Source organism: Thermosynechococcus sp. FA-CM-4201, assembly GCF_054689355.1.
The window spans coordinates 1363786-1389701 of sequence record NZ_CP079920.1; the positions used below are offsets into that span (position 1 = coordinate 1363786).

The following is a 25916-nucleotide window of genomic DNA, read 5'->3' on the forward strand; positions in this document are numbered from 1 at the left end:
AGTGATTGTTAACAATGCCAGCCACGCTACTTCGTTCTGCGGATCTTGCCCACCTTAACTATTCCCCCGAAGGCGATCGCTTTGATGGCTCTTGGGAGTCTCCCCTCGCTACGCTCCTTGGCCTTGGGCGGGCGGCTGGCGCTGATTTTGTCGAGATTTTCCTTGAGCGCAATCATTACCTCAGTACCCTTGTTGAGGACGATCGCCTGACGAGTGTTTCCCCTCGCTTGAGCTTAGGGGCCGGTATTCGCGTTTTTCGCGGTACCAGTGATTGCTATGTGAGCACCAATGACCTCAGCTTCAAGGGGTTGCGGGCGGCTCTCGAAAAGGCTCTGGGCTTAATGGGGTTGCTCTTGCCCAGTCCCCAAGCCTATGTGCCTGAAATCCACCTTGAATTGCTGCGGGACTATGCCCAAGGCCGCAAGGAAGGCTGGCTGGCCACCTGTAGTTCTATTGCTGAAGTGGCCGATATTTTGCTGGCGGGGAGCGATCGCCTGCGTCAGAAAACCCAACATCTACAATCCCGCCGCCTTAGTTATTTTCGTGATTGGCAAGAGGTGATGGTGGCCGCCAGTGATGGCACCTTTGGTCGCGATATTCGCCTTACCCAGTCAGCCGTGGCCTCTGTTCTCTGTGCTGATGGTGAACACCGCGCTTCCATTGGTGAGCGCAATGGCGATACCAGTAATCCCGACTTTTTGCGCCAGTGGGACTACACCACGTTGGCCGATACCGTTGCCGAAGCGGCAGGCAAAATGCTCTATGCCGACTATGTAGAATCGGGCACTTATCCGGTGATCATGGCCAACCAATTTGGCGGGGTGATCTTCCATGAAGCCTGTGGTCACCTCTTGGAAACCACTCAAATTGAGCGGGGCACGACCCCCTTTGCTGATAAAAAAGGCGAAAAAATTGCCCATGAAAACTTGACCGCTTGGGATGAGGGCATGACCAGCGGTGCCTTTGGCAGTATTGATATGGACGATGAGGGGATGCCAACGCAGCGCACATTGCTGATTGAAAATGGCATCCTCAAGAATTTCCTGAGCGATCGCGCGGGTTCGATGCGCACAGGGCACCCTCGCACGGGCAGTGGCCGCCGCCAAAGTTATACCTATGCCGCCGCTTCGCGGATGCGCAATACCTACATTGCCCCCGGTGAATACAGTGTTGAGGACTTGATGGCCTCCATTGATCGCGGCATTTACTGCAAACGCATGGGGGGCGGCAGTGTCGGTGCCACAGGCCAATTTAACTTTGCCGTTGAGGAAGCCTACTGGATTGAAAATGGCCAGATCAAACACCCCCTCAAGGGAGCCACACTGATTGGCGAAGCCAAGGAAATCATGCAGCGCATTTCAATGTCTGCCAACGATCTCGCCCTTGCCCCTGGTTTCTGTGGCTCGATTAGCGGTAGTATCTACGTCACCGTTGGTCAACCCCACATCAAAGTCGATGCCATTACCGTCGGTGGCCGCTAAACTGATTACCTGCGGTTATGGGTTTGAGTAGAAATGCCTAAAGATTTTATATGTGAATTTTTGTGACTCTCGCTACATTATCATGGAAGAAGAAGGGGAGCTAAGGCAGTGCAGCTTTTTGATCGCCCTCACCGCTTTGTGTGCGCCTTAACTTCTCTTCTGAGACAAAAACATTGGACTGAATGACCAGTAATTCGCTGGTCTTTTTTTTGGCATTTTCTTTGATTTTTGCGGCTCCCTTGGTTAGGCAGCAGTGGGAGTTTTCACTTGAGCCAGTAGTTCGTGGAGTTCTTCACCCTCAATCACTTCTTTTTCCAAGAGTTTTTGGGCGATCGCTTCGAGAAGGTCACGGTTCTCCTTCAGAATACTGAGCGCCTGCTGGTGAGCTGACTCGACAATTTCTTTGACTTCGCGATCGATGGCTTGAGCGGTTTCCTCACTGACTGCCCGTAGCATCATGCCATTGTTCGTCAAAAAGCTCGCCTGTTGTTGCTCAAAGGCAAGGGGGCCAAGGACTTTGCTCATACCGTAGCTGCGCACCATCCGCTCTGCCAAATCTGTTGCCCGTTGCAGATCATTAGCGGCCCCAGTTGTGATCGTACCAAAGACAATCTCCTCTGCCGATCGCCCCCCCAGCAACGTGGCAATTTGGGCACGCAGTTCTTGCTCATCAAGCAGGAAGCGATCCTCCGTCGGCAACTGCAATGTGTAACCAAGGGCCGCCATGCCACGGGGCACAATCGAGATTTTCTCTACCCGACCACTGCCCGGCAGCGCACACCCGACAAGGGCATGACCGACTTCATGGTAGGCGACAATTTTCTTCTCTTTGTCGTTGAGGACACGGCTTTTTTTCTCCAGACCCGCCACAATGCGTTCAATGGCTTCGGCAAAGTCCTGCTGCGTCACCACTTCCCGTTGATTGCGCGCCGCCAGTAGGGCTGCTTCATTGACTAGGTTGGCCAAGTCTGCGCCAGCAAACCCCGGTGTACGGGCAGCGATCGCGTGCAGATCGACTTCAGGAGCCAGTTTCACCTTTTTGGCATGAATTTTCAAAATTGCCTCGCGACCACTCAAATCGGGGCGATCGACCAACACTTGGCGGTCAAAGCGTCCAGGGCGTAGCAATGCCGGATCAAGGGTTTCTGGGCGGTTCGTTGCAGCTAGGACAATCACCGTTGCCCCCGTGGCATCAAAGCCATCCATTTCTGTAAGCAGTTGGTTCAGGGTTTGCTCCCGCTCATCGTTCCCGCCATAAAAGCCGGCACTGGAACGGGACTTACCAATGGCATCTAACTCATCAATAAAGACAATACAAGGGGCTTGCTTTTTCGCCTGCTCAAAGAGATCCCGTACGCGAGCAGACCCGACACCCACAAATAGCTCGACAAACTCCGAACCCGAAATGGAGAAGAAGGGCACATTGGCTTCGCCAGCAACGGCTTTGGCCAGCAGGGTTTTCCCTGTTCCCGGTGGCCCCACCAGCAGCACCCCCTTGGGAATGCGGGCACCAATTTGGATATAGCGTTGGGGATTTTTCAGAAAATCAACAATTTCGACCAGTTCCGCCTTAGCTTCCTCAACCCCGGCCACATCATCAAAGCGAATGCCCGTGTTCGCACCCTCGACATACACCTTAGCGCGGCTTTTGCTGATGGAGAGAACCCCCTGAGGACCACCGCCCGCTTGGCGACTGGCAAAAAATTGAAAGATGAGCACAAACACAATCGGCGGAATGACCCAGCCAAGGACATTCAACAACCAACTATTGCGCGGTGGGGGGGCAGCGGCAAACTCCACACCTTTTTCCTGTAGAAGTTTCGGCAGCTCTAGGTCAAAGATCGGCGTTGTCGCTAGTACTTGCGGCGGTTTATCTTCCTCTGGCTTTAATTGGTAGAGAATTTCATTTTGGCTGACATAGGCACGCGCTACTTTCCCCTCTTGCACCTGATGGATAAACATACTGTAGGGAACCTGAGGTGGACGGGGGGCAAAAAGTTGGGGGAAAAGTAGGTTTAATAGGAGAAATCCCAACCCCACGAAAAGAAGTAGATTACCAATCCAGCGATTACGGGGTACTTCGGGCGGGTTCTTGATGGCCATAGGTTTAGATTCCCCAGAGTTCACCTACCGATCATGGTGACACTTGGAAGGGACACAGGGCAAGGGTAAGAAGCTTAACCTTTGGTCACTCAACCCCGAAGCTCGTCTAGCAATGCCCGACGCTACAGTGAGGAAGCGGGCAAGCCTTTGATAAAATATCAACAGAATTCCTCTCTTTTGCATCGTAGAATGATTGATTTAAGTACACTCAAACGCGATTTTTCTTTGTTGCGCGATCGCCTGGGTCATACCCAGGACTATCTTTGACCCAGCGGCCTTAAACGCCAAGATTCACGACCTTGAGCACACCGCCGCTCAGCCCGACTTCTGGAATGATCAAGCGATCGCCCAAGTCACGCTCCAACAATTGACCGAAGCCAAAGACACCCTCAACCAACTTCAGCAGTGGCAAAAAACCATTGAACACGTGGAAACGGCACTGGAACTGCTGGAGCTAGAGCCGGATGAAGGGCTGGTGACAGAGGCGACCACGCTGCTCAAGGAGTTAGACGCCCAGTTGAGTCGCTGGGAACTGGAACAACTCCTCAGTGGCCCCTACGACAAAAACAACGCTATTCTCACGATCAATGCTGGTGCTGGCGGGACGGATGCTCAGGATTGGGCAGAAATGTTGCTGCGAATGTACACCCGCTGGGCGGAGCGCCACGGTTACCAAACCCATCTAGCCGAGCTATCGGAGGGAGAGGAAGCAGGCATTAAGTCAGCCACCCTAGAAATTCGGGGGCGCTATGCCTACGGTTATCTGCGCTCTGAAAAGGGCACCCATCGCCTTGTGCGCATTTCTCCCTTTAATGCCAATGGCAAACGGCAAACCAGCTTTGCCGGCGTGGATGTGATGCCAGAACTGGATCAATCCGTTACGGTTGAGATTCCGGAAAGCGATTTGGAGATTACCACTTCCCGCAGTGGTGGCAAGGGGGGACAAAACGTCAACAAGGTGGAAACGGCAGTGCGTATTGTCCATAAACCAACGGGCTTGGCCGTCCGCTGTACGCAGGAGCGATCGCAACTACAAAACAAGGAAAAAGCCCTTGCCATTCTCAAGGCGAAGCTATTAGTCATTGCCCAAGAGCAAAAGGCTAAAGAAATTGCCGATATTCGCGGTGATGCCGTTGAGGCAGCTTGGGGCAACCAAATTCGCAACTATGTCTTCCATCCCTATCAACTGGTCAAAGACCTGCGCACTGAGGTGGAAACGACAGTCATTCAAGAGGTGATGGATGGCGACCTTGATCCCTTTATCCAAGCCTACCTGCGGCAGCAAACGGAGCAGGCCAGTTAAACAAAAACTCCCCCTAGGGGGAGCAATTGCCGTTCAGCAAATCAGGGAAAGAACCTAAATCTCGACCACGCCCCCTGCAGCCTGCAAGCGAGCACGGGCACGACGAAAGGCTTGGGTGGCTTGAATTTTGGCCTGTTTAGATTCCCCCTGTTCAGCTTTAGCGAGGGCAGCCTGTGCTTCCGCAAATTCGGCCTTGGCTTTTTCGAGGTCAATTGTGTCCCCGCGCTCCGCACCGTTGACGAGGATCGTCACTTCGTTGTTTTCAACTTCGGCAAAGCCCCCCATGAGGGCGATCGCCACCCATTCGCGGTCTTGGCGCACCCGCATCACGCCCGTTTCCAAGGCGGTTAAGAGGGGGGCATGATTTGAGAGAATACCCAATTGCCCCGTTGTGCTGGGCAAAATCACTTCTTCAGCGGGGGCATCCCAAACGGTTTTATCGGGTGCAATTACCCGGACGGTCATCACCATAACGCTTCCCTTGCCACTCAATGATCAAAGGGCGGGTTGCCCCACCCTGTATCGACACCTGTGAAACCTAGGCTTTGAGTTTTTCAGCCTTCGCTTTGGCTTCTTCAATATTGCCCACCATGTAGAAGGCTTGTTCGGGCAGATCATCCAGCTCACCGCTGAGGATCATCTGGAAGCCTTTGATGGTTTCTTCGAGGGTGACGTATTTGCCGGGGGCACCGGTGAACACTTCCGCCACAAAGAAGGGCTGAGACAGGAAGCGCTCAATTTTGCGTGCCCGCGCCACTGTCAGGCGGTCTTCCTCAGAGAGTTCATCGAGACCCAAAATGGCGATAATGTCCTGAAGCTCTTTGTAGCGCTGGAGGGTGGCTTGAACCGCCCGTGCCGTTTGATAGTGCTCCTGACCCACAATGTCCGGCTGCAACATGTTGGAGGTGGAGCCAAGGGGATCCACAGCGGGGTAAATCCCTTTTGCGGCTAGACCACGGGAGAGCACCGTTGTCCCATCCAAGTGGGCAAAGGTTGTGGCCGGAGCAGGGTCAGTCAAGTCGTCCGCAGGTACATAGACCGCTTGAATCGAAGTAATCGAACCTTCGGTGGTCGAGGTAATCCGCTCTTGCAGGGCACCCACATCGGTACCGAGGGTGGGCTGGTATCCCACCGCAGAGGGCATCCGACCCAGTAGCGCCGACACCTCAGAACCGGCTTGCACAAAGCGGAAGATGTTATCAATAAACAGCAGCACATCCTGCTTGTTGACATCGCGGAAGTATTCGGCCATCGTCAGCCCCGACAGACCGACGCGCATCCGTGCTCCGGGGGGTTCGTTCATTTGACCGTACACAAGGGCGATTTTGGATTTGCTGGGATCGTTTTTGTCGATCACGCCCGATTCAATCATTTCGTTGTAGAGGTCATTGCCTTCGCGGGTCCGTTCGCCCACGCCAGCAAACACCGACACCCCACCGTGTTGGGTCGCAATGTTGTTGATCAGTTCCATCATGATCACGGTCTTGCCGACGCCCGCACCGCCAAAGAGGCCGATTTTACCGCCACGGCGATAGGGGGTGAGCAGGTCAATCACCTTGATGCCCGTTTCAAACACCGAGGGCTTGGTTTCCAGTTGCGTAAAGCTGGGAGCAGGACGGTGAATGGGTAGGGTTTCAGTGGCACTGACAGCACCTTTTTCGTCCACGGGTTCACCCAGCACGTTGAAGATGCGACCAAGGGTGGCTGTCCCTACGGGTACGCTGATGGGGGCACCGGTATCTACGGCTTCCATCCCCCGCACTAAGCCATCGGTGCTGCTCATGGCAACGGCACGGACGCGGTTATCGCCAAGGAGTTGTTGCACTTCGCAGGTTACAGCCACGTCTAAGCCGGCCTCGTTTTTGCCTTGAATTCGCAGGGCGTTGTAAATGGAGGGCATTTTGCCGCTGGGAAATTCAATGTCAACGACAGGGCCAATGACCTGAGTAATAAAGCCTACATTGGTTCGTTCTGCTGATATGACCATGGACGTTTGCCTACTGTCTAGGTAAATTCATTTGCGTTTTTTCAGAGGGCGATCGCTCCCCAAGGGGCACAACGATCGAGACTGAAAGTGGAATGCAGCTTTTGGTGCAAGCGCACCACAATACAACGTACCACTAATGCAGCCTTTTTCTATCGGATTCAGTGGGATCCTGTGGGAGAGCAGATTTGAGGTCTTATTGACCCCGCTCAGTTGCTGCGAAAAAGGCGGCAGGGCAGGAATTAGCCGACGACTTCAATTTCGTCCTCAAAAAACCAAGTGCTGGAGCGATCGTCAAAGGTGACAATGACGCCAACTCCACTGCCATCGGTCATCTTAAAACCAGTAATTTGACCCACTTGGCCGAGTTTTTGAATGATGTCTTGGGCGACGCGATCGCGAATTCGACAGACGCGCACTTTTTGCCCCACGTCCATAGCAACTCCCAAACTTTGTATAATCCTTGAAAATCGTACCAAGAAACCGTCACATTCACACGGATTTGTCCTATGGGTCGTCTGCGGGTTGGGCTATTGTTTGGAGGTCGCTCACGGGAGCATGAAGTTTCGGTGGTGTCGGCGGCAGCGATCGCCCAAGCCTTTGCCGAGGGCGACAATCGCGATCGCTATGACGTGATTCCGATCTACATCCAAAAAGATGGCCGCTGGCGCTCCACAGACCATGTCGGCATCCCCGAGGGCACAGCACCAGAGGACTCCCTATGGCAGTTTCCTGCGGTTGCTGAAACCATTGATGTTTGGTTCCCAATACTCCACGGCCCCAATGGCGAAGATGGTACGATGCAAGGCCTACTGCAACTCATGCAACGCCCCTACGTGGGTTCGGGGGTGGCCGCCTCAGCCATTGGGATGGACAAAATTCTCATGAAAACGGTTTTTGGGGCTGTGGGCTTACCCCAAGTGCGCTACGTCGCCCTTCAGTGCAGTGATCTATGGTCGGATCCCTGTCGTTACAACCATTTGTGCGATCGCATTGAAACCGAATTGGGCTATCCCTGCTTTGTCAAACCCGCCAACCTTGGCTCCTCGGTGGGCATCTCCAAGGCCAAAAATCGCCAACAACTCACAACTGCCCTTGAGGCCGCTGCCGAACTGGATCGTCGCATTATTGTAGAAGCGGGTGTGGTTGCCCGTGAGCTAGAGTGCGCGGTGCTCGGCAATGATAAACCCCAAGCCTCGGTGGTGGGGGAGATTACCTACAGCAGTGAGTTCTATGACTACGAAACCAAATACACCGATGGCCGCGCTCAACTCCATATTCCTGCGCAGATTCCCCCAGCCGTGAGTGAGCAGATCCGCACAATGTCCCTACAGGCCTTTCAAGCCCTTGATGCCGCTGGTCTTGCCCGCTTTGATTTTTTCTATGTACCCAGCACTGGCGAAGTGCTAATTAACGAAGTAAATACGCTGCCGGGGTTTACTGCCCTAAGTATGTACCCGCAACTGTGGGCGGCGAGTGGTGTGCCCTTTCCGGAATTAGTCCATCGCTTGGTGCAATTGGCGCTCGAGCGGCACGGGTAGGGATTCACGATTGAATCAATAGGCAACACTTACAGCCCTTGGAGAAAGGCGAGGCGTGCCTGTGACCGTTGATCTTGGGGATCGTGGCGCACAATGTCTTGATAGTGAGCGATCGCCCCCTTGGTATTTCCCAATTGCTCCTCTAGCCAAGCCAGATTCCGACGGTGATTCAGTTCTGCGGGTGCCAAGTGGACGAGCTTCAGAAGGATTTCCCGCGCTTCTGCCAGTTGATTCGCCAAATATAGGGCTAAAGCCAACTTTGCATAGAGTTTGGGGCTATTGGGGGACTTGGAGATCGCCTGCTTCAGCTTGACTGTGGCCTGAACGAGCTGTTGCCGTTGCTCAGGAGACAGAATTAAGCGCAAGTGCGAAATTGACCAGAGCAGAGTCCCTTCCTGTAACGTCACGGGAGGCCGTGGGGGAGCCGCGATACCCGCATTGAGGAGTTTCTGAATCCGTTTGAGTAACTCCTGAGGAGCAACGGGCTTTGTAATGTAGTCCACAGCACCCACGCCACGGGCACGAATCCGATGGACAGGATCATCCTTAGCCGTCAGCATGACAATTGGCACGCCCTCTAGTTGAGGCGATCGCCGCAGTTGGCGGCAAATATCGTAACCATCCATCCCCGGCAAATTCAAATCCAACAGAATCAGGTGGGGAGGATTGGCAATTAAGGAGGGTAGCGCCGCTGTAGGGTTCATAAATGTCAACACCTCATAGCCAGAGGTTTCCAGAATGAGAGAAACTTGCCGCTGTACTGTGTGGCTGTCATCAATACAGGCAATAACCGGGCGTGGGGCACCCGCTGGCGTTTGAGTCATCATGGCCTCCCCTTCTAAAAAAATAATTTCTTATCCGCAAAAAATTAAATGGTTATTAACCCTAAGATGGTAGGGTGTCATGTGCTACACAGGCAAGGGTAATTTTTCGTATTTTCACTTCCTCCTATCTGGTGATTTCTGCGACCTCTATTCCTCAGAATGCCCAAAAGGAACCTCAAAGGATACAGAGACAGGGCAAACGCTGGCAAGGGTCTGACGGTATATTGGATTCAGACTGCCAGCCCCAATTTTTGGTAACGATGAGGAAACTTGTGTTCATGGTCAGTGAGCAACAGCAATGGTAAGTTCTGGTCCCAAGCCCCGTCCAGAAGGGTTTGCTGCTCTGATGCGGAACAAGAATTTCCTCAAGTTATGGGGCGGTCAAATCATCTCCCAACTGGCGGACAAAATTTTTCTTGTCCTCCTAATTACACTGGCGGTTTCCTACGATGCCAGCTATGAACTGCCCGGCTCTAAGGCCTCAGCCGTAATGATTGCCAATACGCTACCAGCAGTCTTCTTTGGTTCAACGGCGGGCACGTTTGTGGATCGCTACCCCAAGCGGGAGCTAATGAGCATTACCAATATTCTGCGCGGGCTACTGGTCTTTGCCCTGATCTTTATTCCGAAGCGGTTTACGCTGCTGCTCCTGATTGCCTTTTCTGAGTCCATCCTCACGCAATTCTTTGCCCCGGCAGAACAGGCGGCGATTCCCCTGCTAGTGAAGGAGGAAAATCTCCTCTCGGCGAATGCCCTCTTTATCACAACAATGATGGGGTCACTCGTCGTGGGGTTTGCCATCGGCGAGCCATTGCTGAGTGGTGCTGTGGCTCTAGGGGGTGTCTATGCCCGTGAAGTTGTTGTTGGTGCGCTGTACGTCATGGCGGGGTTGGTTTTAGCCTCGATTCGCTACCGAGAAGCGGTTCATGAGCGCGATCGCCACCTGAATGTTTGGCAGGACTTGCAGGAGGGGTTTCACTACGTGCGCAAAAATCGCCTCTTGGGCAATGCCATGCTCCAGTTGACCATTCTCTATTGTGTCTTTGCTGCCTTGACGGTGTTGGCAGTCAGTTTAGCTCAGGAAATTGGCCTGCGTCCCAATCAGTTTGGCTTTCTCTTGGCCGCCGCAGGGTTGGGGTTAATTTTAGGGGCAGGGGTTTTGGGCCAATGGGGGGAAAAATTACATCATCGACCCCTGCCTTTGATTGGCTTTTTGGTGATGGCAGCCGTCTTACTGGTCTTTGCCTTTGTGCATTATCTGTGGGTGGGTCTGGGCTTGAGTATTTTGCTGGGAATGGGGGCATCTTTAATTGGTATTCCCATGCAGACCCTGATTCAGATTCGGACGCCGGCAGCAATGCGTGGCAAAGTTTTTGGCTTCCAAAATAACATTGTCAATATTGCCCTCAGTGTGCCCTTGGCGATCGCGGGGATTCTTTCGGACTTCCTTGGCCTGACAGTGGTCATGGCGGGGATGGGGGGCGTGGTAGCGATCGCGGGGATTTGGGCGTGGCGGAATACACGAGCCGTTCTTGAGGATGCGATTTAGGAGACAGGAATGCCCCTACTACACTTGAGTACTTGGCCAGAGGTCGAAGCCTATCTCAACACTTCCAAGGGGATGATTATTCCCATTGGCTCCACGGAGCAGCACGGCCCTATGGGCTTAATTGGTACCGATGCCCTCTGTGCCCAATCAATCGCGAAAAGGGTTGGAGAAATTACCCACGCTCTTGTTGCCCCGACAATTTCCGTGGGCATGGCCTTACACCATACGGCTTTCCCCGGCACCATTAGTTTGCGTCCTAGTACCTTGATTCTCGTCATTCGCGACTATTTGGTGAGCTTGGTACGGGCAGGCTTTCAACGCTTCTTTTTCATTAATGGTCATGGCGGCAATATCGCGACAGTGAAGGCGGCCTTTGCTGAGACCTATGCCGTTTTGGCAGATCTGCAAATTCCTGAGGCGGATCAGGTGCGCTGTGAGTTGGCCAACTGGTTTATGTGTCGTTCAGTGATGCAACTGGCACGGGAATTGTATGGCGATCGCGAGGGTTCCCATGCCACCCCCAGTGAAGTCGCGGTGACCCAATTTCTCTATCCAGAGGCCATTAAGCGCGTGCCCCTCAATCCCGAAGTCAATACTAGTCATGCCATCTACAGTGCCGCAGATTTTCGCCGCCGCTATCCCGATGGTCGTATGGGGGCAGATTCCAGTTTGGCCACCCCTGAGCATGGACAGCAATTTTATGAGCGAGCTGTTCAGGAGCTGAGCGATCGCTACCGTCAATTTCTGCAAGCCGACTAAATGACTGTCTCTCTCCCATCTCAAACGTGGCATTGGCACGGCTACCCGATTCTCTATCGGCATCAAGGGACTCAGGGCACCCCCCTACTTCTCATTCACGGCTTTGGTGCCTCTAGCTTGCATTGGCGCAAAAACATCCCTGCCCTTGCGGCTCACCATCAAGTCTATGCCATTGATTTACTGGGCTTTGGTGGCTCCGCTAAACCTGCTCCCTCAGTCATCTCCTACACCTTTGAGACGTGGGCAACCTTGGTTCTAGACTTTTGCTGTGAGGTCATTGGTCAGCCCACTGTTTTAATTGGCAACTCCATTGGCTGTGTGGTCGCTTTACAGGCCGCTGTGTTCCAGCCCGCGTGGGTCAGTCAATTGATCCTGCTCAACTGCTCTTTGCGTCAGCTCCACGATCGCAAGCGATCGCAACTCCCTTGGTACCGCCGTTGGGGAACCAGTCTACTCCAGCAACTTTTGGGGAATCGCACCCTTGGCACCTACTTTTTCCGCCAAATTGCCCAACCCCGTACTGTGCGCCGCATTCTCCAGCAAGCCTATGCCAACACTGCCGCCGTCACCGATGAACTGGTCGAGATATTACTCACCCCTGCCCAAGATCCAGGGGCTGCTGATGTCTTTCTAGCCTTTGTCCGTTATTCCCAAGGCCCCTTACCCGAAGACCTGCTACCACAAATCACCTGCCCCACCTATTTCCTGTGGGGAGCCGCCGACCCTTGGGAACCCATTGATGAAGGGCAGAAGCTAGCTGAGTTTCCCTGTGTGCAGGAATTTGTCGCCTTGCCAGCGGTTGGCCATTGCCCCCAAGATGAAGCATCTGAGCAGGTGAATGCCCATATTTTGAAATCGCTAGGAAAGATTTCCGTCAGCAGCTAGGATGTTCTCTGAAATCGTGTTATACTGGTAAAGCTTAACGGGGCGTAGCGCAGCTTGGTAGCGCACCACTTTGGGGTAGTGGGGGTCGTGGGTTCAAATCCCGCCGCTCCGATTTAAATCTCAAGCAACTCAAATAGTTGATCTTGGAAAGTATCTCGGGAGAATTTCGACAATACATGATCTCTAGCAGCTTTACCCATTTGTTGAGCTAGATGAGGATTACTGCACAGGTAAATCATTGCATCTGCACAGGCATCTACATCATCGATTGGTATTAGAATTCCTGTGCGGCCATCCTCAATAATTTCCTCAGGACCCCCACAGCGAGTTGCAATAACTGGTAATCCACAGGCAGAAGCTTCTAAGACTGTCATTGAAAATGATTCAGAGCGAGATAGATTTAGTGCGGCATACTTCCCATGCAAAACTTGCTGAGGATTGGTAATAAAAGGTCCAAATAGTACACTCTGAGAAACACCTAAAGATGCAGCTAAGTTTTTTAATGATTGGTGAAAGTCCTGATTCTTTTTCAGACCCATGTCACTCCCGTAAAACTCTACCTTAGCATGAGGAAATTTTTTAATAACTTGTGCCAGAGCTTGCACTGCAATTTCTTGGCCTTTACCAAGAATATAGTTACCTATAAAAACAAAAGTAAAATTAACATCATTAGAATGATATAAGTCTATAGAATAGTCTCTCTGAGGTTCACTATGAATTTCATTTTCAAAATCAGGACTAATGCATTCATATAATACATGAGCTGTAAGTAGCATGGGTAATTTGAGCTTTTGCCTAATATAGTTTGAGACAGCAACGACTTTATCAGAAGATTGCTGAACTACCCATAACCAGAAATTACTAATTTTTCCATAGTTATCAGGGTTAATTCTAATCCAAGTTATAATTTTTCCATTAAATCCACATAAACGCATAATTGCTCCCTGCATAATATAGAAATCATTTACTAAAAGAGTTTTAGATCTATTAATTTTCATATAATGAAATAGCATCAAAGAAGAGATAATTAATGTAGGGAAATATAAGATTAAAGAAACTAGAGAGCGATTCAGTTTAGGAAAAGGTAAATATAATAATTTAGTGAAACCCAGCCTTGAACAAGACTGAACATTAGAGTGCTTAGGTAGTACCAAAAACACTTGAGCTTTTTCTTTTAAGACATAGGAAATATTTGATGCACTCATGAGGGCACCAGTAAAATCAGAGGAATGATCAATAAGGAATATAGTAGGCTTATTATGATTTTTGTCTTTAAGAGAATTATTCATCTTATCACCTCTTAAGCTCCGCAATCTGCTCCTTTGACCATAGACAAACATAGCGTGGAAAATCGTAAGCAACTCGGAAATCAGGTATCCTTTCTATAGGTTTTGGTAAAGAAAATGGTTCCTTCTCGAGATCTAGAAATCGAAATCCACCATATCCAACATCCAAATTCTTGTGCATTAGGTAAGATCGATGACTTGTGATTAAAGCAAAGGGTATATCCGAATCAAGAAAATTTTCTAACGCATTATAAATTGCAGAAAAGGGTAAATGAAAAAAACAATCACGGCAGTGCCAGACATCTGCTGCTGGAAATAGATCTTTCGTTATATCAAAGACATCTAATGATAAGTATGGATAGTTTTCTTTATTTCTTTTAATAACTTCTTCAGAAATATCACCACCATGATATTGTTTAATAGTTCCATCATTGATCAAAATACTCATCCAATTTAAATCACCACATGGAGCATCAAAAAAATTTTCTAAATTGTATTTATTGATTATTTTTCTTAATCTTTTAATATAGGGATAGACAAAATTAAGCTCACTGCCAACACCACTATATGTTTCAGATGATTTCCAGTAATTAGTACGATAAATTTCATTAAACACTTCACTTGCTGACTCACTTTTAAGTGCTATAGGGTTTTCGAAGGATCGAGGAAAAGGATTAATTCCAAAAGGTCGGACAATGCGATTAATTACTCGCTTTATGAAAAGAAACTGCTCTTTGCTATTTTCCATATGAACAACTCCTTAGAATTAATACTGCTCTTCAATTAAAGAGTTAATAAGCCTTACCCACTCTAATCCTGTTTTTTTGATGTCAAATTTTGACGCAATTAAATAGGATTCATCTATATTTCGTCTGATTGCAGGACACTTTAAATGTCGAAGAAGTTCTTTAGTCCACATATCCAAGGCTAAAGGTGTTACTGGAAGAGGCATTAATGTGCCATATGCAACAGCTTGAGGTTCTTTGACGGGATATTTAGTAAGTTTTTTCAAATCTGACTCGGTCGCCAAGATTGACCTAGCACCCCAATGGTAATCAGATGCAACAATGGGGATGCCTGTTACTAGTGCTTCTATCAATGCATTACCTAGACCCTCATGTAGTGAAGGCATTAAAAATACATTTCCTAACCGAAAATGTCTTACTGGGTTTGATCGATATCCCGCCAAAAAAACGTTTGCACTTGGATCACCAGTTGTCGTTATAGATAAGCCGATTTTTTCACATCTTTCAACAATAGTCTTTTTAAGAGGTCCATCGCCAATTATAAGAAATCGAGCATCTGGATAAGTTTTACATATATTAGAGAAGACTGGTAGCAAAAGATCAATACCTTTTCCTTTATCTAAACGGCCGCAGTAAATAGCTGTAGATTTGCTGCAAAATTTAGCAATATCTTCATCAGGCTCTGAATCTGTTTGAGATATCAGATCGTCTAAATCTATCCCACCTTCTATAGATATAACTTTTGAAATAATTTTTCTCCCGCCAATTTGAGTAATTTCTTGTCTGTAGTCAACTGAAGCAGCAACAATCTTGTCAACACGCGTATAGATAAAAGGATCTAGTACTCTTAACCACAGAAACTTTTGCCATCGAGTGATTCCCGTATGGTATAATTTTGAACCACGTTCAGAGATAATTGTTTTAGATATACTTCCTGATAAAGCATTTAGTAAGTTTGTGCCTGAAAGAAAACTAATTGTTACATCATAACTAGATTTTATATTCTTCAATTCTTGAAGCATCTGCCACCAGCGTAGTAATTTACTAGGTAAGTTTGGATTTGGTTCTCCTTGATTGTGTAAGAAAATAATTGGTAGTTCAATATCTAAATTAATATTTGTGTAACTTTGATCACCATAACTAAGAGACATCAATCCAATAGTAACTTGGTAGTAGTTTGAGAGGAATTTCGCCAATCGAAGAAATGAGCTTTCCGCTCCACCATAGCCTAATTGAGGAATAATCATTAGGACACGAGGATTGCTATTGATATTCATAGTTCAATATAGGAACGAATTTGACTAAGGGCATCTTGACAAATTCTATGATTTTGTAGAACTTCACTTTCGATAGCTGCTGGTGAAATTGCTCTTACTTCTTCAATATAATTCACCAGTTTCTCTGGTTGAATATCTAGTGGAGCAATACGAGTCGCATTCGGAAGCATTGAATGAATAGTAGCTAGCTTTGGTTCAATTTCTAGTATGACAGATGGACGACCAAGACAAGCACCACAAATTGCTCCATGTGCTCTTGCAGTTAGAAAAAGATTTTGTTCAGAAAGCATATTAGCAAAGTCAGAAATCGTCATTTTGTCTGGCTGCCAAGTGATTTGTGGAAAATTTCTCAAGAACTTTAGTGTGCCTTCATCTGTTGATTTGTCAAAGGATATCAAAGTCAAGTCGTAGTTTTCTGATAGCAAGTTTAGACTCAGCACAATTCTTTTTGCGAAATGATCACCAGAACCCACTGGCCAGTCTCTTAGAATAACACCAATCTTCGGTCGGCCACTCCTTTTAGGCTGCCTTGCTAGCAGTAAGTCACTAGGACACCAATAATTCCAAAGAAAGGCAATATCCGATCCTAAAATCACTGGTGGGTAGATTGCTAAGCATTTAAGATTACTTTGGCTTTGCTGATCACGTAACCAAAGTAATTTAAAATCAGCAAGTACAGGTAGTGCTTCAAGTAGTTTGGGAGAGCCAAAAGAAAATGTACCCACACCCAATCCAATGCCAATGCGTGTTTCTGCTGACATACGCGGACGGTTAGCAACTTGACGTATCCATTTTTCACATTTCACAAAAGTAGTACTGCCAGCCGAAAGTAGAATAGTATTTATTATTTTTCGGAATATTGAGTATTCTGCAAAGTCAAAAAACGTTCCGCCGCCACCATGTACAATCAAACGGTGCTGATCTCGATTGCCAAATGGTATAAATCCAATGTCTTCTTCAGTCAAACGGCTAACATAAGGAATTGGCTGAGCCAAGCGCATAGATATTTTTACTTTTGGTAATAGCTCACGAATAATACGATGTGTTACAACCATTAAAATATCATCACCAAAGTTACCTCTGCCGTAGTATCCCAATAAGACTACATCATCTTTTTTCATACTAAACCTTTGATAACGCTAGTAATTTATTTTCGATTGACTTGGTTACATGAACTGGATCTAGTTCCATTGGTGGCGGTGGCAAGCTGATCTGAAGTTTATTTCGATCTTCTAATAAAGTAAATAGAAAGTTTGTTATACCACTAACATCGTCAGGTTCAAATGCCCACCCATAACCACGATGACAGTAATAGCTTGTTACACTTTTCTCTGGTGTGAGTGCTAGTATTGGTTTTTGAACAGCCAGATAGTCGACAATCTTAGACAGTAAATTATGACGGTGGAGAGGCATTGACTCTTTAGGCTCAATACATAATAGTATATCTGCATTAATTTGATACTGAATAGCTTCCTTGAATGAAACAGAACCATGACAAATACACACAGGGCTGGAGGAAATTTTAAGAAATAGCTCCTTTGACATATTACCAATAAATTCAACAGACAATTTTTTGTCTAGGTCTGGCATCATAGCACCTAATTTTTCTATAGCAGCTAATAACCCATCCGGATTCCGATCGCCATACAAGCTACCAGTATGTATAATGCGTATCTTTTTTTGAAATGTTTGATCTGGATTAGGCTTGAGTAAGGTATTATTATACCAATCAACTGGCATCATATTTGGAGTGACGCTAATCACAGCAGCTCGATTTGAATATTTTGCTCGATAATAATTTGCTTGACCCTCTGTAGTCAAAGTAATAAGGTCGGCATCTGCAAAGCAATATGATTCATAGGCTTGATCAAGAGCACGCTGCTTACCTTTAAGACACCTGTAGGGACTATCAACCCATGGATCACTCAAATGCATTAACCATGGACGTTTTAACATTATCTTTAATTGCCGCGCCAAGAGGGCAGCAGAGTATGGTCCTGAGCGAGAATAAATAACATTTGGACTCTCTTCAAGCTGCTGAATGATATATTGGGTAAACCAAAGAAGCCAGAACTCAGTATCTGGAACGTGGTACCATGCTAGTCGTGAATTAGTTAGAATACGGTGCATCAGCCTATGGACTGGTAAAGTTGGGGTAATAACTTGAAGCCCAGATCGCTCCATAGTGAGAGTAGAGTCTTCCCGCGCCCAACCTGAAGTCACTGGGGTTGTGACTAGTGTTACCCGAATTGAGGGATTCAGCAACTTCAATAGACGCCCAACTTGAATAGCTTCTGGGCTATTTTTGGGGGGAGCAGAAGGAGCAATAAGTAATATGTGGATTGACATCGTGTACCTTAAGGTATATAGTGTACTAACTATTATGGCATCTATATTCTCTTTTATACTCCAAATTGTCAAAGGAATAATGAGCAATTTATCAAATTTAAAAGTATGACTACCTTAGTGCCTGCCATGCATAGAGTGACATGAAAATATTATTTCTCACACGATACTCATATGGCGGTGCTAGTAGCCGCTATCGTTTTTTTCAATACATTAATTACTTACAAAAAAGGGGGTTTAGCTGTGAAGTACTACCCTTACTTAATCAAGAATACCTTCACTACCTTTATACTGGAGATTACCGTAAATATATTCATGCCCTAAAAGGTATATTTAACCGCTTAATTAAGCTATTGAGACTTAATCATTACAACTTAGTTATCCTTGAAAAGGAAATATTTCCTTATATGCCTTTCTTTATCGAGAATTATTTTATTCCGAATATCCCGATTGTTGTCGATTATGATGATGCTATTTTCCATCAATATGATCAGCACAAAAATAAAATTATTAAATCCTTACTCTCTAGCAAGATCGCCTCTATCATGAATCTGGCCACCTTAGTAACTGCTGGAAATAACTATATTGCTGAGTATGCCCGCAATGCAGGTGCGAGATGGGTTGAGGTCTTACCCACTGTTGTTGATCTTTCTAAATATACCTTTGCTGAAAATAAAATCAACGCAGAGCTGTCTCCCCTCAAAATTGTCTGGATTGGTACGCCCAAAACCCAAAAGTATTTACTTCAGATTACTCCAGTACTGACTCGTTTATCTCAAATTTATAAAATCCAGTTAATTGCGATCGGTACCCGTGATCTTTACTTGCCAAACACTGAAGTTATTTCTATTCCATGGTCAGAAGAAACAGAAGCTCAAGACATTGCTCAGTGCGATATTGGCATTATGCCCCTACCTGATGAGCCTTGGGAGCGCGGTAAGTGTGGCCTCAAATTGATTCAGTATATGGCCTGCGGGTTGCCTGTTGTTGCTTCTCCTGTCGGAGTCAATCTTGATATTGTTCAGCAGGGTGTCCATGGCTTTTTGGCTTCTACAGATGAAGACTGGGCAACTGCCCTTGAAACTTTAATTCAAAATCCTGACTTGCGCACTAAGATGGGCGTTGCGGGACGTCACCGAGTTGAGCAGCACTACGCTCTGCAAGTGACAGCACCCAAATTTGCTCATCTGTTAGAGTCTGTAGTAGCCAAAGCTCAAGGAGTTCTCTAAGGCTTATGTGTGGCCTAGTTGGTTTTCTCAATGCTGCCTTTTCAGGTGACTGGGCAGCAACTATCCGCAAGATGAATACCACCCTCTCCCATCGCGGCCCTGATGATGAGGGAGTCTGGATAGATGAGTCGGCAGGTATCGCCCTAGGCCACCGTCGTTTAGCGATTCTTGATCTTTCCCCCGCAGGACATCAGCCGATGGTTTCTGCGTGTGGCCGTTATGTCCTCGTCTTTAACGGTGAAATTTATAATCACCTTGAACTGCGTCAGGAATTAACAGCCCTTGGCGCAGCCCCCCCTTGGCGCGGACATTCTGATACTGAGACGCTACTGGCGGCTTTTAGCCATTGGGGCGTGGCCACAACCCTAGAAAAGCTCGTCGGCATGTTTGCCCTTGCCCTTTGGGATCGCGAAAATCGGCTATTAACCTTGGCACGCGATCGCATTGGTGAAAAGCCCCTCTACTACGGTTGGGTGAATGGAGCATTGGTGTTCGCCTCAGAACTCAAAGCGATTCGGGCTTACCCAGCCTTTGCTAACTTGATTAATCGCGATGCCTTAGCCTTGTATTTTCGCTACAGTTGGATTCCTGCTCCCTACAGCATCTACGAACATATCTGGAAGTTACCAGCAGGTACTTATCTCCAATGGTCTGCTGAAGCCCTCAGCCCGAATACTCAAGGCAGACCCCAACCCTATTGGTCATTGGAAAGCGTTATTGCTAAAGGAATTGCCCAGCCTTTTCAAGGGACAGAGGACGAAGCAGCAACTGAATTAGAGCATCTTTTGCGCCAAAGCCTCAAAGGGCAGCTTTTAGCGGATGTTCCCCTAGGCGCCTTTTTGTCCGGGGGTGTCGATTCCTCAACGGTTGTGGCTTTGATGCAAAGCCTCTCCTCTCAACCCGTAAAAACATTTACCATTGGCTTTTATGAAGATGCCTATAACGAAGCCCAACATGCTAAAGCAGTTGCCCAACACTTGGGTACCGATCACACTGAATATTACCTCACGGGTCAAGAGGCGCGAGATGTCATTCCCAAACTTACCCACCTTTACGACGAACCCTTTGCCGACTCTTCACAAATTCCGACCCATCTTGTCTCCATGATTGCGCGGCAACACGTCACAGTTGCTTTGTCCGGTGATGGAGGGGATGAATTATTTGGGGGTTATAACCGTCACTTTTTAGCACCTATATTGTGGAATAGAATACAAACCATTCCACTCTATGTCCGCTTGCTGTTAAAAAATTTCTTAAGTCTTCTGACCATTGGGCGATTGAATCAATTAATAGCTGACTTTAATCAGCTTTTGCCCAAGCATCTACGATATAGCGCAGTGGACGAAAAACTTGAAAAAATCAGAAAACTTATATCCACAGACTCGCGTCAATCCATGTACGTCTCTATTCTGTCACAGTTTAATACTCCCTACAGTTTAGTCATTGGCGCGCATGAATTAACTTCACTCCTTAACTTTCCGCTAGGTCAGTTAACAGAACTTCCCTTTGAATCCTATATCATGGCACTTGACCTTTTAATCTATCTCCCCAATGACATTCTTGTAAAAGTCGATCGCGCCGCTATGGGAGTGAGTCTTGAGACCCGTATCCCTTTTCTAGATCATCGAATTGTTGAGTTTGCTTGGACACTCCCACTTGAGATGAAAATCAGACAGCAGCAGGGTAAGCAAGTGCTACGTAAACTTTTGTATCGCTATGTCCCCCCCACTTTAATTGAACGACCTAAAATGGGGTTTGGAATTCCCCTATCTCAGTGGTTGCGTTCTGAACTGCGAGACTGGGGAGCAACTTTGTTGAATCCAACCCGTCTTCAGCAGGAGGGCTACCTACAACCTGACCTTGTTTGGCAATACTGGCAGGAACATCAAATAGGGAAACGTAACTGGGCAGGGCAACTATGGGAGGCATTAATATTTCAGTCATGGTTAGAGCGCAGTTTCTGAATATCTAGCACTAGCATATGTTTCCCTATTTCTTTGTTTTCTTACTCACACTAATACCATCGGTTATAGAAATGCCGAAGTGGTATTGGCTATTTCTTTTTAGTATTTATGTTACTTTTATTGGTCTGAGATTTGAAGTTGGTGGAGACTGGTTTCAGTATATAAACATATTAGAAGCTTCTAGATATCAGCCATGGATAGGCTTTGAAGCATTGCTTGGTGACCCTGCATATCACTGGATTAATAAGATTGCTGCCACTCTTAATCAAGAAATTTATTTTGTAAACTTATGTGTTGCACTGATTTACACAAGCTGCTTATTTACTTTTTGTCAAAAACTAAAAAATCCTTACTTAGGCTTAACGGTTGCTTTTCCATACTTAACGACTGTTGTAGCAATGGGCTATACTCGTCAAGCAGGAGCGATCGCTCTGGAGCTACTAGCACTAATGGCATTAGAATCCAATAAAAAAATAAGTTCAATCCTGTTTTTTATTTTGGCATTACTGTTTCATAAAACAGCAATATTTCTAATATTAGTACCGATATTAATATTTTTGTTTGATGCATTGAAAACAGGAAAAATAGTTAATATTTTATTTATATCAGTATTATTGTTGATAGCTCTATCTGGTGCAATTGCGATTACTAGCATCAGTGATAAGTTTTTAGTTCACTATATCGGAGCAGGAATGTCATCTTCAGGTGCTTTAGTTCGACTATCCATGAATCTCTTGCCTGCAACTATTTTCTTGATTGAATACTATACAGGGCATAACTTCTTTAGAACTTCTTCAAAAGTTTATCTTGCTTTATCTTGGCTAGTTATTTTTTCTTTTGGACTCTTGTTTACAGGTTCTTCAACTTCTGCCGATCGCCTTGCACTCTACTTAATACCTATTCAAATCTATGTTCTAGGAAATCTGCCCTACCTCTTTCTCACCCAAGGTCGAGAAATATTTTATCGATGGCTGCTTCTAGTACTTGGTTACAGTTTTTTAGTATTATGGGTGTGGCTGCAATTTGCAGATCATGCTTTTGCGTGGTTACCCTATCGCATGTATCCTTTTATTTAAGATGGAAATCAAAGATCACTATAGAATACCCAAGCTAGACGGCTTATCATTGATATTGCTTTGCAACAGTGCTCAGATGTTAATTAATTTCAGAAGAGATTTGATTTTAGAGTTGATTCATACAGGTGCTGAGGTTCATTGTTTAGCTCCAGATTATACAGAAGCAGAAATTTCAAAGTTAAGTGAAATGGGTGCTATATGTCATCATTTTTACCTTGTTCGTAATGGTACTAATCCTTGGCAAGATATTAAATCTCTCTTCTCTATCATTAGAACAATAAAACGAATTAATGCTGATAGTCTCTTAGCTATTAGCTCGAAGCCAATTATTTGGGGATTACTAGCCTCGAGATTTATTGATATAAAATTTCGCTCTGCATTGTTCACGGGCTTGGGTTATGCATTTACTCCTGACCATCAATTAAAACCAAAAAAATTGAAGAGTGTTCTCGTTTCTTTGTACAGGATATGTTTACCTATTGCGGATAAAATTGTCTTTCAAAATAAAGATGACTGTCATGAAATTACTCAAGCGTGCAACCTAGCTCCTTGTAAAACTCTAATCATTAAAGGAACAGGTGTTAATCTTAGAGAATGGTCGTATTGTGAGCCTTTTTTTAGTCCATTAACATTTACTTTAGTTGCAAGATTACTCATTGAAAAGGGAGTATTAGAGTTTTTACAGGCATCTAAACACTTAAAAGCTCTTTATCCCCAAGTTCGATTTTGGTTAATTGGTGGATTGGATACCAATCCGGGGAGCTTATCTGAAGCAAAAATTAAGGAATTTACCGAGCTTGGTATAGTTGAGTGGTTTGGCTTTGCTAATATCAAAGAGTATCTACCCAGTACTAGCGTGTTTGTCTTACCTTCCTACCGTGAGGGCGTTCCCCGCAGTACGCAAGAAGCAATGGCTATGGGTCGACCAGTGATTACTACGGATGTACCAGGCTGCCGTGAAACGGTTATTGACGGCTATAATGGTTATCTTATTCCGCCTCGGGATGTGAATGCTTTGATAACTGCAATGCAGAAATTTATTGAACAGCCCAGTTTGATTCCTTCAATGGGCTATCATAGCTATCAAATGGCCGTGGAGTTATTTGATGTCAAAAAAATTAATGCTCAATACCTCAAATTGCTCAGTTCATGTTAGTCTTATTAAGATATTGCAACTCTTTTCAAAAAAGTGAAAGACACCGAAATTCATGAAAGTGAGTGCATGATGCTTGATTTTTCTGATACTTTTAAGATTGCTGTGATTGGCTTAGGTTATGTTGGTCTTCCTTTGGCCGTTGAATTTGGGAAGAAGTACTACACTATTGGTTATGATGTTAATGACCAACGTATCGCTGAACTTAAGCAGGGATATGACAGAACAGGAGAAGTCAGCAAAGCTGATTTGCAATCGTGTTCCTTGCTAATGTACACAACATGTCTCGAAGATTTAAGAAAATGTAACATTTTTATTATTTCTGTCCCTACTCCAATAGATTATTACAAAGTTCCAGATCTGGAACCTTTAAGAAAAGCTTCCAAGAGTGTTGGTCAAGTTTTATCACCTCAGTCTATAGTTATCTATGAATCTACTGTTTATCCGGGTGTGACAGAAGAAGTTTGCGTTCCCATCCTTGAGCAAGAATCCAAACTAAAATTTAATCAAGATTTCTTTGTTGGTTATAGCCCTGAACGAATTAATCCAGGAGATCATAATCATCGTTTAACCACAATTAAAAAAGTTACCTCTGGTTCAACGCCTGAGGTGGCTGAATTAGTTGATCGTTTATATGCATCCATTATCCCAGCAGGAACGCATAAAGCAAGCTCGATTAGAGTGGCTGAGGCAGCAAAAGTAATTGAGAATATTCAACGAGATATTAATATTGCTTTTGTGAATGAGCTATCTATCATTTTTCAATTATTAGATATTGATACAGAGGAAGTATTAGCTGCTGCAAGCACAAAATGGAATTTTTTACCTTTTCGTCCAGGTTTAGTTGGTGGTCACTGTATTGGGGTTGATCCCTATTACTTAACTTATAAGGCAGTAGCCTACAACTATCACCCTGAACTGATTCTAGCTGGTCGCCGCATCAACGATAACATGGGCTTTTATGTAGCGGCGCAGTTTTTGAAATTATTAGTCAAAAAGGGAATTGATTTGCCCAATGCTCGTGTTCTTGTCATGGGACTAACCTTTAAGGAAAATTGCCCCGATTTACGTAACACACGTGTCGTTGACATTATCAAAGAGCTGCAAAGCTACGGTCTAGAGGTTGATATTTACGATCCTTGGGTAGATCGCCAACAGGCCAAGAGGGAATATGGAATTTCCCTGATTGAAGAATTATCTGAACAGTGGGATGGAATCATTATTGCTGTTGCCCACGAGCAGTTCCAGAAAATGGGTAGTACTGGCATTCGCAGTCTCTTGAAAACACCGGGGGTTCTTTATGATGTGAAGTGGGTATTATCGAAGGAAGATGTGGACGGTCGCCTTTAGCCGCTTTTTATCATTTGAGGAATCAAGATGGATATTTTGGTGACGGGTGTTGCTGGGTTTATTGGCAATGCAGTAGTACTAGAACTACTGAAGCGGGGCGATCGCGTGATTGGTCTCGATAATCTCAACGACTATTACGATGTCAACCTCAAGAAAGCTCGCCTTGAACGCCTCAACCCTTTCACGGCAAGTGAGCAATTTGTATTTAGAAAAATCGACCTTGTAGATCGCGCAGGGGTGAACCAACTCTTTACAGACTTTGCCCCACAACGGGTGATCCACTTAGCCGCCCAAGCAGGTGTACGGTACTCGATTGAGAATCCCTTAGTCTATATCGACAGTAATATTGTCGGCTTTATCCACATTTTAGAAGCCTGTCGCCACCATCAGGTAGAACATCTCGTCTATGCCAGCACCTCAAGCGTCTATGGTGCCAATAAAAAACTACCTTTTTCAGTTCACGATAATGTTGATCACCCCTTAAGTCTCTATGCAGCCACCAAGAAAGCCAATGAACTGATGGCGCATACCTACAGTTACCTTTATGGACTTGCCACCACTGGACTGCGCTTTTTTACCGTTTATGGCCCTTGGGGGCGCCCCGACATGGCGCTATTTAAGTTTACCAAAGCCATTTTGAATAACGAGCCGCTTCCTGTCTTTAACTATGGCAAGCATCGCCGCGACTTTACCTACATTGATGATATTGTGGAGGGAATTCTGCGTGTACTTGATCGGCCTGCTGTGCCTAATCCACATTGGAACGGAGAGGATCCTGACCCGGCAACCAGCTTAGCACCTTGGCGCGTTTATAATATTGGTGCGCACCGACCCGTTGAACTCCTACGCTATATTGAACTGCTAGAAACCTATCTCGGGAAAAAGGCACAGTTGAATCTCTTACCTTTGCAACCGGGTGATGTACCTGATACCTATGCCGATGTCGTTGCTCTCAAAGAGGAGACAGGATATGAACCAACAACACCCGTGGAAGTAGGTGTACAAAAATTTGTGGAGTGGTATCTGACCTTCTATAAACTGTAGTTAAAGCTTAGGCTAA

At 46.2% G+C, this 25916-nt stretch carries 22 protein-coding genes and 1 tRNA gene; 13 read left to right on the forward strand and 10 right to left on the reverse strand.

The window, feature by feature from the left end; translation table 11 throughout:
- Positions 1 to 14 precede the first annotated feature (14 nt).
- Positions 15 to 1481: a TldD/PmbA family protein gene (locus tag KV190_RS06670; protein WP_460195156.1), complete on the forward strand. Its 1467-nt coding sequence runs from the start codon at positions 15 to 17 to the stop codon at positions 1479 to 1481.
- A 243-nt stretch (positions 1482 to 1724) separates the two neighbouring features.
- Here the strand turns inward: KV190_RS06670 and ftsH4 are convergent, their stop codons facing one another.
- Positions 1725 to 3584, reverse strand: a complete 1860-nt coding sequence (gene ftsH4, locus KV190_RS06675) for an ATP-dependent zinc metalloprotease FtsH4 (RefSeq protein WP_460195157.1) — start codon at positions 3582 to 3584, stop codon at positions 1725 to 1727.
- A 189-nt stretch (positions 3585 to 3773) separates the two neighbouring features.
- On the opposite strand from ftsH4, the gene prfB reads away from it, so the two are divergent.
- Positions 3774 to 4887, forward strand: a protein-coding gene (gene prfB / locus KV190_RS06680) for a peptide chain release factor 2 (protein WP_460195159.1) whose coding sequence is annotated in 2 segments (ribosomal slippage) — positions 3774 to 3848 and positions 3850 to 4887 — 1113 coding nt in all. Because the reading frame shifts where the segments join, the coding sequence is not laid out codon by codon here.
- Positions 4888 to 4941: 54 nt separating this feature from the next.
- Here the strand turns inward: prfB and atpC are convergent.
- From atpC to petP, 3 genes are all read right to left on the reverse strand, one after another.
- On the reverse strand, positions 4942 to 5358 hold the full coding sequence (atpC, locus tag KV190_RS06685; RefSeq protein ID WP_149817321.1) for an ATP synthase F1 subunit epsilon: 417 nt from the start codon (positions 5356 to 5358) through the stop codon (positions 4942 to 4944).
- 67 nt (positions 5359 to 5425) lie between these two features.
- Entirely contained in the window at positions 5426 to 6874 is a 1449-nt protein-coding gene (gene atpD / locus KV190_RS06690; RefSeq protein ID WP_286626204.1) for a F0F1 ATP synthase subunit beta, read from the reverse strand.
- Between the two features lie 239 nt (positions 6875 to 7113).
- Complete coding sequence (petP, locus tag KV190_RS06695) at positions 7114 to 7308, reverse strand: cytochrome b6f subunit PetP (protein ID WP_149817325.1); 195 nt, start codon at positions 7306 to 7308, stop codon at positions 7114 to 7116.
- A 72-nt stretch (positions 7309 to 7380) separates the two neighbouring features.
- Here petP and KV190_RS06700 point away from each other — a divergent pair, with 72 nt between their 5' ends.
- On the forward strand, positions 7381 to 8412 hold the full coding sequence (locus tag KV190_RS06700) for a D-alanine--D-alanine ligase family protein (protein ID WP_460195161.1): 1032 nt from the start codon (positions 7381 to 7383) through the stop codon (positions 8410 to 8412).
- 29 nt (positions 8413 to 8441) lie between these two features.
- Here the strand turns inward: KV190_RS06700 and KV190_RS06705 are convergent, their stop codons facing one another.
- The gene (locus KV190_RS06705; RefSeq protein WP_460195162.1) at positions 8442 to 9239 is read right to left on the reverse strand and encodes a response regulator; all 798 of its coding nucleotides are present in this window, start codon (positions 9237 to 9239) and stop codon (positions 8442 to 8444) included.
- 295 nt (positions 9240 to 9534) lie between these two features.
- Here KV190_RS06705 and KV190_RS06710 point away from each other — a divergent pair, with 295 nt between their 5' ends.
- From KV190_RS06710 to KV190_RS06725, 4 genes are all read left to right on the forward strand, one after another.
- Positions 9535 to 10785 carry an MFS transporter gene (locus KV190_RS06710; protein WP_460195163.1) on the forward strand — a complete coding sequence of 417 codons (1251 nt, stop codon included), beginning with the start codon at positions 9535 to 9537 and terminating at the stop codon, positions 10783 to 10785.
- 9 nt (positions 10786 to 10794) lie between these two features.
- Positions 10795 to 11544, forward strand: coding sequence for a creatininase family protein (locus KV190_RS06715; protein WP_460195165.1), 750 nt, complete (start codon positions 10795 to 10797; stop codon positions 11542 to 11544).
- Entirely contained in the window at positions 11545 to 12429 is an 885-nt protein-coding gene (locus KV190_RS06720; protein WP_460195166.1) for an alpha/beta fold hydrolase, read from the forward strand.
- 38 nt (positions 12430 to 12467) lie between these two features.
- A tRNA-Pro gene (locus KV190_RS06725) sits at positions 12468 to 12541 on the forward strand.
- Position 12542: 1 nt separating this feature from the next.
- Here the strand turns inward: KV190_RS06725 and KV190_RS06730 are convergent.
- Genes KV190_RS06730 through KV190_RS06750 form a run of 5 tightly spaced genes read right to left on the reverse strand, consistent with a single transcriptional unit; the run spans position 12543 to position 18174 of the window.
- Positions 12543 to 13718, reverse strand: a complete 1176-nt coding sequence (locus KV190_RS06730) for a glycosyltransferase family 4 protein (protein ID WP_460195167.1) — start codon at positions 13716 to 13718, stop codon at positions 12543 to 12545.
- Positions 13719 to 13722: 4 nt separating this feature from the next.
- Positions 13723 to 14463: a class I SAM-dependent methyltransferase gene (locus KV190_RS06735; RefSeq protein ID WP_460195168.1), complete on the reverse strand. Its 741-nt coding sequence runs from the start codon at positions 14461 to 14463 to the stop codon at positions 13723 to 13725.
- A gap of 18 nt (positions 14464 to 14481) precedes the next feature.
- Positions 14482 to 15708: a glycosyltransferase gene (locus KV190_RS06740; protein ID WP_460195169.1), complete on the reverse strand. Its 1227-nt coding sequence runs from the start codon at positions 15706 to 15708 to the stop codon at positions 14482 to 14484.
- 26 nt (positions 15709 to 15734) lie between these two features.
- Positions 15735 to 16859, reverse strand: a complete 1125-nt coding sequence (locus KV190_RS06745; RefSeq protein ID WP_460195170.1) for a polysaccharide pyruvyl transferase family protein — start codon at positions 16857 to 16859, stop codon at positions 15735 to 15737.
- 1 nt (position 16860) lies between these two features.
- Positions 16861 to 18174 carry a glycosyltransferase gene (locus KV190_RS06750; RefSeq protein ID WP_460195171.1) on the reverse strand — a complete coding sequence of 438 codons (1314 nt, stop codon included), beginning with the start codon at positions 18172 to 18174 and terminating at the stop codon, positions 16861 to 16863.
- Between the two features lie 53 nt (positions 18175 to 18227).
- On the opposite strand from KV190_RS06750, the gene KV190_RS06755 reads away from it, so the two are divergent.
- The 6 genes from KV190_RS06755 to KV190_RS06780 all read left to right on the forward strand — a co-directional run bounded on the left by KV190_RS06755 (position 18228) and on the right by KV190_RS06780 (position 25900).
- Entirely contained in the window at positions 18228 to 19313 is a 1086-nt protein-coding gene (locus KV190_RS06755; RefSeq protein ID WP_460195172.1) for a glycosyltransferase family 4 protein, read from the forward strand.
- A 5-nt stretch (positions 19314 to 19318) separates the two neighbouring features.
- Positions 19319 to 21277 (forward strand): asparagine synthase (glutamine-hydrolyzing), encoded by a 1959-nt coding sequence (asnB, locus tag KV190_RS06760; protein WP_460195173.1) that lies wholly within the window; start codon positions 19319 to 19321, stop codon positions 21275 to 21277.
- A 71-nt stretch (positions 21278 to 21348) separates the two neighbouring features.
- The gene (locus tag KV190_RS06765) at positions 21349 to 22353 is read left to right on the forward strand and encodes an EpsG family protein (protein ID WP_460195174.1); all 1005 of its coding nucleotides are present in this window, start codon (positions 21349 to 21351) and stop codon (positions 22351 to 22353) included.
- Positions 22310 to 23509 (forward strand): glycosyltransferase family 4 protein, encoded by a 1200-nt coding sequence (locus KV190_RS06770; protein ID WP_460195175.1) that lies wholly within the window; start codon positions 22310 to 22312, stop codon positions 23507 to 23509. The genes KV190_RS06765 and KV190_RS06770 overlap by 44 nt, the downstream gene beginning before the upstream one ends.
- 69 nt (positions 23510 to 23578) lie before the next feature.
- On the forward strand, positions 23579 to 24856 hold the full coding sequence (gene tviB / locus KV190_RS06775; RefSeq protein WP_460195244.1) for a Vi polysaccharide biosynthesis UDP-N-acetylglucosamine C-6 dehydrogenase TviB: 1278 nt from the start codon (positions 23579 to 23581) through the stop codon (positions 24854 to 24856).
- 27 nt (positions 24857 to 24883) lie between these two features.
- Positions 24884 to 25900, forward strand: coding sequence for an NAD-dependent epimerase (locus KV190_RS06780; protein WP_460195176.1), 1017 nt, complete (start codon positions 24884 to 24886; stop codon positions 25898 to 25900).
- Positions 25901 to 25916 lie beyond the last annotated feature (16 nt).